General features: G+C 57.7%; 11 protein-coding genes. 5 read left to right on the top strand and 6 right to left on the bottom strand.

Annotated features, from left to right (window positions below; genetic code table 11):
• Positions 1 to 68: 68 nt before the first annotated feature.
• Positions 69 to 464, bottom strand: coding sequence for a hypothetical protein (locus tag QD409_RS01115; RefSeq protein ID WP_430761634.1), 396 nt, complete (start codon positions 462 to 464; stop codon positions 69 to 71).
• Positions 465 to 1,396: 932 nt separating this feature from the next.
• On the opposite strand from QD409_RS01115, the gene QD409_RS01110 reads away from it, so the two are divergent.
• From QD409_RS01110 to repC, 4 genes are all read left to right on the top strand, one after another.
• On the top strand, positions 1,397 to 1,885 hold the full coding sequence (locus tag QD409_RS01110) for a ProQ/FINO family protein (RefSeq protein ID WP_430761633.1): 489 nt from the start codon (positions 1,397 to 1,399) through the stop codon (positions 1,883 to 1,885).
• 479 nt (positions 1,886 to 2,364) lie between these two features.
• Positions 2,365 to 3,558: a plasmid partitioning protein RepA gene (repA, locus tag QD409_RS01105; RefSeq protein WP_430761632.1), complete on the top strand. Its 1,194-nt coding sequence runs from the start codon at positions 2,365 to 2,367 to the stop codon at positions 3,556 to 3,558.
• A 4-nt stretch (positions 3,559 to 3,562) separates the two neighbouring features.
• Positions 3,563 to 4,564, top strand: coding sequence for a plasmid partitioning protein RepB (repB, locus tag QD409_RS01100; RefSeq protein ID WP_430761631.1), 1,002 nt, complete (start codon positions 3,563 to 3,565; stop codon positions 4,562 to 4,564).
• Between the two features lie 154 nt (positions 4,565 to 4,718).
• Positions 4,719 to 6,032, top strand: coding sequence for a plasmid replication protein RepC (gene repC / locus QD409_RS01095; RefSeq protein WP_430761630.1), 1,314 nt, complete (start codon positions 4,719 to 4,721; stop codon positions 6,030 to 6,032).
• A 452-nt stretch (positions 6,033 to 6,484) separates the two neighbouring features.
• On the opposite strand, the gene QD409_RS01090 is transcribed toward repC, so the two are convergent.
• The 5 genes from QD409_RS01090 to QD409_RS01070 form a co-directional block, all read right to left on the bottom strand.
• Positions 6,485 to 7,486 carry a hypothetical protein gene (locus QD409_RS01090; protein WP_092856681.1) on the bottom strand — a complete coding sequence of 334 codons (1,002 nt, stop codon included), beginning with the start codon at positions 7,484 to 7,486 and terminating at the stop codon, positions 6,485 to 6,487.
• A 371-nt stretch (positions 7,487 to 7,857) separates the two neighbouring features.
• Complete coding sequence (locus tag QD409_RS01085) at positions 7,858 to 9,174, bottom strand: flagellar hook protein FlgE (RefSeq protein ID WP_430761629.1); 1,317 nt, start codon at positions 9,172 to 9,174, stop codon at positions 7,858 to 7,860.
• 143 nt (positions 9,175 to 9,317) lie between these two features.
• Complete coding sequence (locus QD409_RS01080; protein WP_430761628.1) at positions 9,318 to 10,037, bottom strand: hypothetical protein; 720 nt, start codon at positions 10,035 to 10,037, stop codon at positions 9,318 to 9,320.
• Between the two features lie 152 nt (positions 10,038 to 10,189).
• Positions 10,190 to 10,909: an SAM-dependent methyltransferase gene (locus QD409_RS01075; RefSeq protein ID WP_430761627.1), complete on the bottom strand. Its 720-nt coding sequence runs from the start codon at positions 10,907 to 10,909 to the stop codon at positions 10,190 to 10,192.
• A 163-nt stretch (positions 10,910 to 11,072) separates the two neighbouring features.
• Positions 11,073 to 11,573 (bottom strand): Lrp/AsnC family transcriptional regulator, encoded by a 501-nt coding sequence (locus tag QD409_RS01070; protein WP_004120269.1) that lies wholly within the window; start codon positions 11,571 to 11,573, stop codon positions 11,073 to 11,075.
• Positions 11,574 to 11,703: 130 nt separating this feature from the next.
• Between QD409_RS01070 and hppD the strand changes: the two genes are divergently transcribed.
• Positions 11,704 to 12,813, top strand: coding sequence for a 4-hydroxyphenylpyruvate dioxygenase (gene hppD / locus QD409_RS01065; RefSeq protein WP_430761626.1), 1,110 nt, complete (start codon positions 11,704 to 11,706; stop codon positions 12,811 to 12,813).
• Positions 12,814 to 12,850 lie beyond the last annotated feature (37 nt).

Below are 12,850 nucleotides of genomic sequence, written 5' to 3'. Positions count from 1 at the left end.
ATGAAGGGTGCGCAGATGGCATTGCGCCCTCATCATGATCGCCGGAACTGGTTGCTGAGAGAGTGAGCTTACTTCGCCTGCAACTGCTTCATGGCCTCAAGATCCTCGCTGCTCACGAATTCGCAGGCGAGAAGAGCTTTGCCTGAAAAGGCGGCTGACTCGCGGGCGATCACGGATATCACTCCCATGTCTGTGACCGGTCGATCATCTTTCGTCAGCGCTCGTCTGCAGGACTTTGCTGCGGTTCCACGGAGATTGATTGCCAAGGCCGTCCTTTTCCAAGTGGTAAGTCTTGGCCAGGTCATCGGCCCGCAAGCTTCAATCGGCACGCCAAAGCTCGCACCGGCAAAGGCAAGCTCGCTTGTCTCAAAACCTTCGCGACCAAGATCCTTGGGCAATTTATAGACGGCCGCGGTCAGGAGCGATGTGTCAGCGTTCGCCAGCTTCTCGGCTTCGCTGTACATTTTCGTTGCCGATTTCGTCGTGTAGGGCGGCTTGCACAGCGCTGCGTCGAAGAAGGCTGCCCTATCAAAGCCAAAGCGCTCCAAGCAGGCGAAAGTGAAAAAGCAACGCTCAGCGATATGAGTGCCCTCATGTTGAAGATGGCTCTCCAGAAACGGGCAATCGATTCAAGTGCGGCTACCGCCGACAGCGACCGCGTATGTATCGCCGGATTGCGCATCCGCCAAGCCTGCCTTCGCGAGATCCGAGCCAATGTCGCCAATATATAGGGGCTCTCAGGAATGAGTTGAGACGGCACCTGCCACGAAGCTTTGCGCGTGGGCAACGCCTGCGTCAGATGGCACGGAAATGCCGGTTCATCATGGCTGAAGGGCTTGATGAACCTCCCTTTCGGCTACCTCATCGGATCGGTCGCTGCGGAAATGAAGGTCGGATGGGATTGAGCAATCTCGCGGTTTGAACTTGAGAGCCGGGAAACCGTGTTGACCGCCCCTCCCCCGCTAAACAATCTCATTATGGGAACATCATCGCAGGCGACCGATGAAAGAGATTGCGCCCAACACATGAACTTTGGAATTCCATCGAACCCGGTAGTCACCGCTTCCTTGCGAAAATAGACATGAGATCTCCACTTCGACCAGCGGCGCGACGGAACTTCTGCAGCGCAGCCGCATCGCTGAATAAGGTCCACGCGGATGATTGATTATTGGGGATGAGAATGGGTGCCGCGCACTCAATACCTTCCGCGGCCAAACGCAGGCTAGCCGCCAACCATAAAAATCTGGTTAACCAAAACTTGCGGCAGCCGTCGTCCCTGCATATTTGAGTACCTGCCCGGCGAGGCCGCCGACAACCGAAGGCAAATTCTTTGCCGCTCCGTCAAAATCACTTCACAATCAGTTCGTAATGGATTCCGAGGCAGAGGAACGATTTCATGGAAGAACCCTGGATGACCAATCGTGGGCCGATCGTGGCAACGGCGCTCGACGTCAAGAAGGCGGAAGCTATCAACACGCTTCTCGTTCACCGTATCGATATCCTGCCATCCAAACCCGGCGATGTTATCCGCCCCTTCGCGCTCGGTCTCTGGAATGACATTCGGCCGCTTCTGAAGCCCGACATGCCCGTCATGTCGCTTCGCCGGGCCACCAGCGCCTTTCTCCATTCCAAGCGATATTACTTCGCCTGCGCCCAGCCGGACTCGATGCGCCACGACGTGGCGGGCAATCCTATCGAGCCGCTTTCGCCCGAAGACAGGCTCGCCGCGCAGGAGCGCCTTGCCGCGCTGCGGCAGACGCAGGCCAAATCTTCCGTGCCAGCGAGCGAACCCAAATCGCCGCCGCCACCGGCTTTGAGCAAGGCGGAACTAATCCGGGCTTCGCTGCTCGGCGGCCGCAAGCTCTCGGACCGCATCGCTCGGTAAAGCGGCGAAGGCTCGGTCTCATTGGGTAATGGAGAGTACCCAGCTGCGAAATCGTCGCTTGCTTCTGGGTTCTTTTGCCGGAAGAGGAGGAGCGGGCGTATTGCCCCTGACCATGGTGACCCGTCCCGAATGTAGTCCGCGGACTACGCGCCGGGTCGAATATAATGTCACAAGATACGACGAGACCCTCCCCGCTAGGTGAGAGCAACCAACCCTCCAACAGACACGCTCTCCGCCGCGGTAGTCCGCGGACAACCCTCGGAGCTAAACCGGTAGCATCTTTGCTCCCGGTCGCCCTGCCCCGCTACTGGCGAATCGACAGCTCTCCGACGCGGATTCCCAAGCACCCTGTGGGCAAAAAAACCCAAAAACCGCCAATTGTTTAAGCATTTGTAAAACGGTAGCGAATCGGAGCATATAGTAACTGCGTAGTTTAGCGGCATTCCGTCACAATTGCGCAGTTAATTGGGAAAACGATCATGCAACCGAGTCTCGTGCTACAGGACGATCAAGAACATCTTCCGACGCTTCTGGCAACAGATGCGCAAGAGCTGTCTTATCAGCTCCAACAACACCAGGCAAAACTCTTCCCGCCCCAGTCACAAAAGACGATGCGGATGTTCTCGCCGGCGGAGGCCGCTGCCTTCATCGGCATTGGCGAAGGCTACCTTCGCCAAATTGCAGCCGAAGGCCATGGACCGGATCCGCTTTCGAACGGCCGCCGGCTTTATACCGCAGACGATATGGATCGGATCCGCAGGGTTCTCGACGAGCGGAACGGCACCCCGAAATACGTGCCGTGCAGAAGGGGATCCGAGAAGCTCCAGATCATCTCGGTGATGAATTTCAAAGGCGGCTCCGGCAAGACGACGACGGCAGCCCATCTCGCGCAATATCTCGCGCTGCGGGGATATCGGGTGCTCGCCGTCGATCTTGACCCGCAGGCTTCCTTGTCCGCCTTGTTTGGACATCAGCCGGAGCTTGACGTTGGCGAGGGAGAGACGCTCTACGGCGCCATTCGCTATGACGAGCCGCGGCCGATTGCCGATATCGTTCGTTCGACCTATACGCCGAACCTGCATCTCATCCCCGGAAATCTCGAACTCATGGAGTTCGAGCATGAGACGCCGCGAGTGATGGCTGCTGGCCGGGCCGAAACCATGTTCTTCGCGCGCATCGGCGAAGCTTTGACCGAAATCGAAAACTTCTACGACGTCGTCGTCATCGATTGCCCGCCACAGCTTGGCTTTCTGACGATGTCAGCGCTTTGCGCCGCGACATCGATTCTGATCACCGTTCATCCGCAGATGCTCGACGTCATGTCGATGTCGCAGTTCCTGACCATGACCAGCGAGCTGATGACCGTGGTCGAGAGAGCAGGGGGGCGCACCAGCTATGACTGGATGCGTTATCTCGTCACCCGCTTCGAGCCGAATGACGGGCCACAGAGCCAGATGACCGGCTTCATGAAGGCCATTTTCGGCAACCGCATGCTTCACAATGCAATGGTCAAATCGACCGCCGTAGCCGATGCCGGCGTTACGAAACAAACCCTCTACGAAGTCGAAAGAGCCCAGTTCACCAGGGGCACCTACGATCGCGCATTGGATTCGCTCAATCTCGTGAACAGCGAGATCGAGACGCATATCCGTTCAACGTGGGGAAGGAAGTAAATAGATGGCGCGTAAGAACCTGATCGAAGTTTCCGCTCCGAATACGGTGCGGGCAGAGTCCGTTGCGACAAAAGATAATCGCCCGATAGCCGGCTTCCTGCCTCAGGTAAGAAGCGGCGGCCCCGTAGGTGGCATTACCAGAACGCTTGGCAACATCACTGAAAAGATGGAACGGGCCAACGATCTCGAGCGGCAATTGGCCGAAGGCCAAACCATCGTCGATATCGATCCGGATCTCGTTGACGGATCCTTCGTTACCGATCGCCTCGAGATAGATCCCGTCGAACTCAGCCAGCTTGTCGAACAGATCCGCGAACATGGTCAGCAGGTCCCGATCCTCGTGCGTCCGCACCCGGAATCCAAGGGCCGTTATCAGGTCGCCTACGGGCATCGTCGATTGGCAGCGACAAGAGAGCTCGGCATCAAGGTGCGCGCCGTCATCCGCCAGCTGACCGACGACCAGCTCGTCGTCAGCCAGGGCCAGGAAAACAGCGCGCGCACGAACCTCTCCTATATCGAGCGCGCGCTCTTCGCCTTGCGGCTGGAGCAGCGTGATTTCGGCAGGGATATCATCATGGCCGCGCTCGGCGTCGATAAAGCCGCGCTGTCGAAGATGCTGATCGTCATGAGGCAGGTACCGTTGGCGCTCATCAGCGCGATTGGTCCGGCTCCAGATATCGGCCGCAGGCGGTGGCTTGAGTTGGGAGAGCGCCTCGAGAGCATCGATTGCGAGCCGATCGTTGCCGAGTTGTCCGCGGACAACAGTCGCAAGCTGTCGAGCGATGAGCGTTTCCAGCAGGCAATGACGCTGGCCATCGGCAAGCCCGCATCCGTGAAACCCACCACGGCGCCGTCGATCATGGCCGGCGTGCCGGTGACATTTAAGAGAACTCCGGCGCGTGCCACCTTTGTCTTCGACAGCAAGGCGGCCCCCGGTTTCGACCAGTTTGTGCAGGAGAGATTAGAAACTCTCTTCAACGAGTTTCAACAAGGAAAGGAAACGTAACCCGCAAAAGAAAAAGGCCCCCAAACGACGTCGTCGTGGAAGCCCTTCTCGATCTTAAGCAAATCAAGAATCGCATTTCCCCGAATCACAGTCAAGAGTCTTGGCATCGTTTTGGTGAGCAATTTTCTTTTGCCTCAACGTAGGTGAAGGAAAAATGGAAGCTGAATATGTGACGACGCCCTTTGGGCGGCGGCCGATGACGCTTGCCATGTTGATAGCTCAAAGAAGAGCTGTGCATGGGAAGTCCGTCAAGTCGGTCGATAAGTGGAAAATCTATCGCGCGCTTTGCGAAGCCAAGCCTCATCTCGGCGTAACGGATCGAGCGCTTGCTGTTCTCAATGCGCTTTTGAGCTTCTATCCGAAGAACGAACTTTCGGATGATGCCAATCTCGTCGTGTTCCCTTCGAACGCGCAATTGTCTTTGCGTGCCCATGGCATGGCGGAGCAGACAATCCGGCGCCACCTGGCTGCCCTTGTGGAGGCCGGGCTCATCGTCCGCCGCGATAGTCCCAACGGCAAGCGCTACGCCCGCAGGACCAGAGCAGGGGATCTCCATGAAGCCTATGGCTTCTCGCTGGCCCCTCTTCTATCCCGTGCCGAAGAGATCGAGCATCTCGCCGCGGGGGTCGTCGCCGATCGCCTCCATATCCAGGGGCTACGCGAGCGCATCAGCCTTCTCCGCCGCGACATTGCCAAGCTCATCGAAACCGCGCTTGTCGAAGCCATTACGGGCGATTGGGATGCCGTTCATTCCGGTTTCCGCTACCTGATCGACAGTCTTCCCCGGTCGCCCAGTGTGACCGAACTGGAGCTTCTTCTCCAAAAGCTCGGTCTGCTGCACCGGGAAATCGTCAACCGACTGGAAAAACACGCAAAAACAAAAAAAATAAGCGCCAATCACTATCAAAATGAGCGGCACATACAGAATTCAGACTCCGAATCTCAAACTGAATCTGAAGCCCCACGGCCAAAACGCCCGGCAATGTTGTCCGCGGTTTCTGCAGAGCTGTTGCCGAACGCTGCCTCGGTATCTGCGGCCGCATCCCTCCAACGAAAAGAAACGCTACCTCTGGCATCGAATACCGGCTCTGAAAGCTCTGGAGAGAGCCAGGCAGGGCTGAAATCATTCCCGCTCGATCTCGTTATGAGGGCTTGCCCGGAAATTGCTGCCTATAGCTCGACAGGACAGATCAGCAGTTGGCGAGATCTTATGACTGCATCCATCGTCGTGAAATCGATGCTTGAGATCAGCCCAGGAACTCACCAGGAGGCTTGCGCCGCTATGGGCCCGGAGAACACCGCCACCGTGATTGCCTGCATCCTCCAGCGAACCTCGCATATCAAGTCTGCCGGCGCCTATCTTCGCGATCTGACCCGCCGAGCACAGAAAGGCGAATTCGCACTCGGTCCGATGTTGATGTCCCTTCTGAGGGCCAACACGGCGTTGAATGAAAGGAAATCGGCCTAACTCATCCGCATTCAAGATTTCGCCAGCTTCATCGTCAGGTCCGTTTTCGACCTGAACCAACGTCACATGCCCCGTCTTTGCCGGGGCGCTGAATGATCGCTCCGTCAACGATAACAGTCGTTTGGTGAACGATGTCGCACGGACCATGTATGGCTAGAGGAAGGGAACACGAGAATAGCTTCTCTTTCAGGATGTTATCCTAGAGAAATCAATCGGATAAAAAATGTGTAAAATTGAGTAGCACTGGCTTGAAAGGATGCGAAAAATGCCTGTGCGCCGTTCAAATTCTTCAGTCTTATCGCTGATTTGCGCGAAAAAGTCCATGCGTCGTCGGGTAGAAGACCGTTTCATGAAGACGAGAGCCGCCGAGGCTCCCGCTAAGGCATAGAAGAGGATGCTTGCTTGGCAGTCGCACTACCCCCCAACTTTCACGGGGGCAGCGCTCAACCCGCCTACTCGCAAATCGGTATCGGGCGGGCCGGAGGAGCTGGATGGTCTTTCTTATATTGCACAATGACCGGCTCCAGAGTCTCCTTTGCCCAGAACTTCGGAGCGCCGATTTCCTTCAGGCAGGAATCGTTCCAATACAATCCGGCCTGCGCTGGCGAGCGGCCAGCTGCGACAGCTTTCGCGACCGCATTGATGTCGGTCGACTCTGGATAGATGTAGAGCGTCGTCGGATTGTCCTTTACCATCGAGATGATCTGATTGGCATCGGAGGCAGACCAGCTCGTGCAGCCGTCGCTGCGGCCACCCGCATATTCCACCAGCTTGCCGAGGGGGACAAATCCGTCGCGGTTGGCATAGGGGCTTTGCGGATCCTTCTTCATGCATATGCCGGCAACCTTCGCCGCTGCATGGCCACCGATGGCGCGCTGGCGCGCATTGGCGGTATCACCCTCGCCATCGAACTGAAGGAAGCTGCGTAGGAAGGCCACATTCTTGGCCTGCGAGGACCGATAGTAGCCCTTAAAGGTCGTCTTCGTCTCTTCGGTCATATAGGCGCCGCCGGTCGTTAGGTTCGAATCCATCGCGTTGCCGAAGTTCTTGGCGCACATCCGCCCGTTACCGAAGTTGGCAACGCCCTTGAGGTCGCGGCCGCTGCCATGGCCGGAGGAGACGACGCGAAACGTCTGAGTGGCTTCGCAAACGATATAGAACCTGCCACCCGACTTGCCGTCACCCAGATCGTTCGGGCGCGTTGCATCCATGGCGAAATAGCAGGGATTGCGGACCTTGCCTTCGCTGACCTTCCGCATATAGAGCGCGCGGGCCCGTTGCAGGACAGGCCGGGCGACCTGGCCGTCACCCTGACCCACATGGACTGCAAGCCATGCCGGAATATCGGATTGTTGTCCCGCAGCGAAGGAAGGCTGCGCAATTGCGGTGATAGTAGCGACGGAGCAAAGGCTGAGCATCCTGGCGATGCTTCGGGGGGCATATCTCAACCGCACTGAATTAGATCTCCTGTTGCATGCATTGGACCAGTGCCGGGAAAAGCAGCGGGCGACAGCATGCCTGCCCCACAAGCACAGCTGCCCTGCGTTCAGATCCAGAGAAATCATATTTGTGCGCCGCTTTGCTGAACGAGATCCTAACGACGATGGAAATAATGATGGTCTCGATAGACATGGCGTGTTGACCATCAGATTTGCCCCATCTGCTCTGCCCAGCATTTAGAGCGGATGGCGGCGCAAATATGGCTGTTTGTCGACTGCCGAAGGCGGCCGGCGATTTCAAGTCTCGACGAGCGGATTTGAGGCGGGCGCATCTTCAAAACAAAAAGGGCCCCGGAGAGGGGCCCTTTGAGCGCTCGAAAAGAAAATCAGCGTGCGAGATTGACGAGGACGTCAAGCAGTTCGGAGCCCGACTGGAAGACCTTGGAATTGGCGGTGTAGCTCTTCTGCGCCTGGATCATGTCGGTGAGCTGCCCGGCCAGGTCGACGTTCGAGGCTTCCAGCGAGTTGGACTGGATGTAGCCGAGACCGTTGCTGTTGGCGAAACTCGTGACCGTGACGCCGGATTCGGCGCTTGGCTGATAGACGTTGCCGCTGAGAGGTGTCAGCTTGTCCGGGCTTGCAACGGTTGCCAGCGGGATCTGGTAGATCGGCTTCGGATCGCCGGTCTTGTAGTTGGCATAGACGACGCCGCTCTTGTCGATGGTAACGCCGGTGACCGGGCTTGCCGCCTGCCCGTTGGTCGATCCCTTCGAGCTGAAGTCGCTGGCCTTCTGCGTCATCTTGGTCAGATCCATCGCGATCGATCCGGCGGTCTTCGGGTCGGTGATGGTAAACGTCCCTCCAGTTGCCAGATTGCCGTTTGTATCGAATGTCAGCGAGCTGGTGGCAACAGGGCCAGATGAGTAGGGGAAGGATGAACCGGTACCCGTCGCCGCGTCGGCATTGCGGTAGACGGCGACTTCCCACGTGCCTGACGTTGCCGGGGTCGCCGGGGTAGTCGTGGGATCGGCAGGCGTAGGCCCCGCCGTCTTGGTGTAATAGATATCGTACATGACGGTGTTGCCGAGCTTGTCATAGCCGACAACCGAGCTCTTCTGGGTATTGGTTGTAACCGGCGCGCTGGTGGCGTTAGCGCTCGGGAGTGTCGCGGCCGCGGTAACAACCGTCGCATTCGAGTTGAGGTTGCCGGTAAAGCTGCCCGATGTCGATGCGGAATTGGCAAGGCCGCTTTGATTGACGTTGATCGGTATCAGGCCGTCGAAACCGTTGACGACGACGGCCGGCGCGCCCGACGCATAGGAATAGCCCATCAACGTGTAGCCGGCGGAATTCACGAGGTTACCGTTTGCATCGGGGGCGAAGTCGCCAGCACGCGTCAAAACCGTCTTGCCGTCGGCGCCCTGGACCACGAAGAAACCGGCGCCCTGGATGGACAGATTGCTGTTCGACGAGGTCGATATGGTGTCGCCCTGCTTCGACACGGAATAGCTGACATTCGTCTCGACGCTGCCGGAATTGTAGTCGCCGCCGCCCGAAGGCAGGATCAACGATGAAAAGCTGGCCGATCCTGCCTTATAAGCCGTTGTATTGACGTTCGCGATGTTGTCCGACACGACGCTGAGGCGATTTGCCTGCGCATTCATGCCTGAAACCGCCGTTTTCATGCTACCAAAGATGCTCATTGGTTCCTCGCACGTTGCTGATGCCGCGACGATAACCAGAGTGACTTGTGTGAAGCTGGCTTTTTCCCCGTTATGGCGCAAGGTTGAAGCAACCTCGCGGAGCGATGGGCACATTGCTTCCCCAGTTCGGAGGCCGCTGGATCTTATGGCGCAAGCGCGTGCGGCGCAGGAAAATCCAGCACGCTGCGCGTGTAGCTCTCGATCAATGCACTGAACGGCGTGCCGTCCGGCAGCTTCAATACGGCGTGATGTTCGAGAAGGAACGCTGGCAAGGCAAGAGAGCCCGTTGCGGTTGACGGAAGGCCTGCTGCTCCCATCTCCCAGCCCTCAGGAAGCGGAGACCAGAGCAATTTGGCAGACAGGTTCGTCCGCGTGAAGTTGAGCGCCTGGACGGCTCGCCCGAAAGCGATGTCGCTGGTGTTCAGCGCCTCGTTCATCTCGGTGGTCAATTTTGCCGGCACATACCAGTTATCCGCCTCCGACAGCACCCGATTGCCGCAGGCAAGACGAACGCGGCGGTAGGCGATCGGCTCGTCGGGTTTGACCGCCAGCAATTGGCGGACTTGAGCATCGGCCGCCTTGTCCTGGCCGCGTACCCGTTGTGCCACGATCTTCGAGCCTGCCGGCGCAAGCTTGTGGGAAGCGCACCAGCGATCGAGTGTCAGCGTGGCACTGGCATTGCTGAGAAGATCGGCATTCAGCGTCTGGAGGACGGCAAGGGCCTCCACCCGCACGACCGGCGTATCCGGCCATTGCGATGGGGCAGATAGATCCTGCGCTATCGACGTTTGCGCAGCCAGCGTGATCGCGGCCGCACCGGCCAGAGCTAAAGCCCGAGTGAATGTCGAAGAGCGGAAGGTCATGGGCGATGAAATCCTTTGTGCAGGCACATTTGCGGGATCGGAACGCGGGTTTCGACTTCTTGGGTCTTTGTCGGTTGGTCGATGGCTAAGATGGAGAAAACCGCGCCGACGGCAAGTCCCGGATTATGCGCTTTGCTTGCCGAGCGTTGCATTCACCAGTCCGCAGTCCGGCTGATATGGACACTATGGACGCTTGCCCGTTCCTGGGCGACGAACTCGGTGAGCGTTGCCGGAACTTCGACGTCGGCGCTGTGGCGCGCGAGAATGCGAAAGCCTCTTGGAAGGCAAGCCATGATGCGGTCGATAATCTTCTCATAGTCGACGATGAGCATTTCTCTCCCGACCAAAAGATCAAACAGGATGGGATCGAGAATGACATGCTCGTTCTCGCAGAACCAGTAGGAGGAGATGGTCAGATCGGGAAGATAGCCGATCTCAGCCGGCAGGTTCCGCCGCTCGAATTCGAATTTCCCGGGAAGCCGGGCCGCTGAGATGAGTTCTTCGCCGAGCGAGAGCTGTCTCTGCGATGCATCCAGTCCGTGAAGTTCGAGATCGGGATTGTCGGCGAGATAGGCGAAGGCGAGACTGAAGGAACCGGAGCCGCAGCCGAGATCGCATACTTTGCGATAGCTGCGGATCCTGCTTCCGAGATTGACGATCGCCTGCAGACACTTCAGCGAATTGCGTATTCCGAAGGCGCGGGTAAACGCATCGGCGGAGCTGCTGTAATCGAATATTTCGATCTGGCGCCTGCTTTCGACCGCGTTTCGCAGCGCAATGGAATCGATACTTGGGCGGTAGAGGTGATGGCATCTGAGCAGAACATCAGCAAATTCGTCAAAATGTCGTGCCTGTCCATCCATGCATGTCATGCAAGCCGACCTCCCCGCTCCTGCTTAGAGACGTCTCTTCAAGCACGATTGAAAGTGGATTGGTAGGGATGCGCCAGGGTGGCGGTCGCTGGCCGGATTAAAAAGATCGTCTGTGCCAAAAGCCGCGGGCTTACGCGACAGACCCAACCTCAAGCAGTTCTTCCTATCTCATCCCGTCGCCATGCCAGGTGTGCGACAGGGGCACCGGAAAACCTTCGAAAGTCTTGAGCGTGTCGAGAACGATCGAGGTCTTCACATGCTGCACAGATTCGTGAGGCAAGAGCACGTCGTTGACGAAGCGGGACAGGCCGGCAAGGCCGCGGGTTGCGACCTTCAGGTGATAGTCCATCTCGCCCGTCAGCGCATAGGCTTCCAGCACCTCCGGCAGCCCGTTGATCAACTGGGAAAATCGGCGGGCATTGTCTCTGTTGTGGGTGGCGAGCGTCACCGAAATGACCACCAGCATGTCCAGACCCAGCTTCTGCCGATCGAGGTTGGCTTGATAGCTGCGGATGTAACCCTCCGCCTCCAGTCTCGTGCGCCGCCGGGAACATTGCGAGGGGGAAAGCGCGATGCGCTCGCCCAATTCATTGTTGGTCAGCCTGCCATCCTTCTGGAGTTCTTCCAGCAGGCGCAGATCCAGTTTGTCGAGTTGTTCATCCATTGCGCAAAACTTCCAAAATACTCACAGATCGTGTATAATATTTTCGCTCCGTTTAAAGAATGCAAGAACTTTGCGCGTGTTTGGGGCCATACTTTGCATCATCAAGGTTTGGCCTTTCGAGGAGGAGAAAATGGGTCCTTTCCCGCATGACGCACCGCCGTCTGAAATCACCGCCGACAACCCGGCAGGCACCGACGGTTTCGAATTCGTTGAATTCGCTCATCCCGAGCCCGAGAAGCTGCGCGAGCTCTTTACGCGCATGGGCTATGCCCCCGTCGCCAAGCACAAGACCAAGGATATCACCGTCTGGCGCCAGGGCGATATCAACTACATCCTGAACGCCGAGCCAGGCAGCCATGCCGCCCGCTTCATCGCCGAGCACGGTCCGGCTGCGCCGTCGATGGCCTGGCGCGTCGTCGACGCCAAGCATGCCTTCGACCATGCTGTTGCGAAGGGTGCTGTTGCCTATGAGGGAAATGACAAGGCGCTCGATGTTCCGGCAATCGTCGGCATCGGCGGTTCGCTGCTCTATTTCGTCGAGACCTACGGCAAGAAGGGATCGGCCTACGAGGCCGAGTTCGATTGGCTCGGCGAAGCCAATCCGAACCCCGAAGGTGTCGGCTTCTATTATCTTGACCATCTGACGCACAATGTCTTCCGCGGCAATATGGACAAATGGTGGGACTTCTATCGCGATCTGTTCAATTTCAAGCAGATCCACTTCTTCGATATCGATGGCCGCATCACAGGCCTGGTGAGCCGGGCCATCACCTCGCCCTGCGGCAAGATCCGCATCCCGCTGAATGAATCGAAGGACGACACCAGTCAGATTGAAGAATTCCTGAAGAAATACAAGGGCGAGGGCATCCAGCACATCGCGGTCGGAACCGACGACATCTATCAGGCGACCGATACGCTTGCCGACAACGGCCTGCGTTTCATGCCCGGCCCGCCGGAGACCTATTATGATATGTCTTATGCGCGCGTGAATGGGCACGAAGAACCCATCGAGCGTATGAAGAAGCATGGTATTCTGATCGACGGCGAAGGCGTGGTGAATGGCGGTATGACGAAGATCCTGCTGCAGATCTTCTCCAAGACCGTCATCGGCCCGATCTTCTTCGAGTTCATCCAGCGCAAGGGTGACGAAGGCTTCGGCGAAGGTAATTTCCGTGCTCTCTTCGAGTCGATCGAAGCCGACCAGATCAAGCGCGGCGTCATCGGCACTGCGGCAGAGTGATCTCTATGCGACCCGGTGTTCGCACCGGGTCGCCAGG

It is taken from the genome of Rhizobium sp. BR 315 (genome assembly GCF_050577975.1).
Taxonomy (GTDB): Bacteria; Pseudomonadota; Alphaproteobacteria; order Rhizobiales; family Rhizobiaceae; genus Rhizobium; species Rhizobium miluonense.
This window is presented reverse-complemented; position numbering and strand designations above follow the sequence as displayed.

Bases quoted from the DNA above. Each gene is read 5' to 3' on its own strand.
- hppD (WP_430761626.1), top strand. From the start codon at position 11,704: ATGGGTCCTTTCCCGCATGACGCACCGCCGTCTGAAATCACCGCCGAC.
- repA (WP_430761632.1), top strand. From the start codon at position 2,365: ATGCAACCGAGTCTCGTGCTACAGGACGATCAAGAACATCTTCCGACG.
- QD409_RS01110 (WP_430761633.1), top strand. From the start codon at position 1,397: ATGGAAGAACCCTGGATGACCAATCGTGGGCCGATCGTGGCAACGGCG.
- QD409_RS01115 (WP_430761634.1), bottom strand. From the start codon at position 464: ATGTACAGCGAAGCCGAGAAGCTGGCGAACGCTGACACATCGCTCCTG.
- QD409_RS01070 (WP_004120269.1), bottom strand. From the start codon at position 11,573: ATGGATGAACAACTCGACAAACTGGATCTGCGCCTGCTGGAAGAACTC.
- repB (WP_430761631.1), top strand. From the start codon at position 3,563: ATGGCGCGTAAGAACCTGATCGAAGTTTCCGCTCCGAATACGGTGCGG.
- repC (WP_430761630.1), top strand. From the start codon at position 4,719: ATGGAAGCTGAATATGTGACGACGCCCTTTGGGCGGCGGCCGATGACG.
- QD409_RS01080 (WP_430761628.1), bottom strand. From the start codon at position 10,037: ATGACCTTCCGCTCTTCGACATTCACTCGGGCTTTAGCTCTGGCCGGT.
- QD409_RS01085 (WP_430761629.1), bottom strand. From the start codon at position 9,174: ATGAGCATCTTTGGTAGCATGAAAACGGCGGTTTCAGGCATGAATGCG.
- QD409_RS01075 (WP_430761627.1), bottom strand. From the start codon at position 10,909: ATGACATGCATGGATGGACAGGCACGACATTTTGACGAATTTGCTGAT.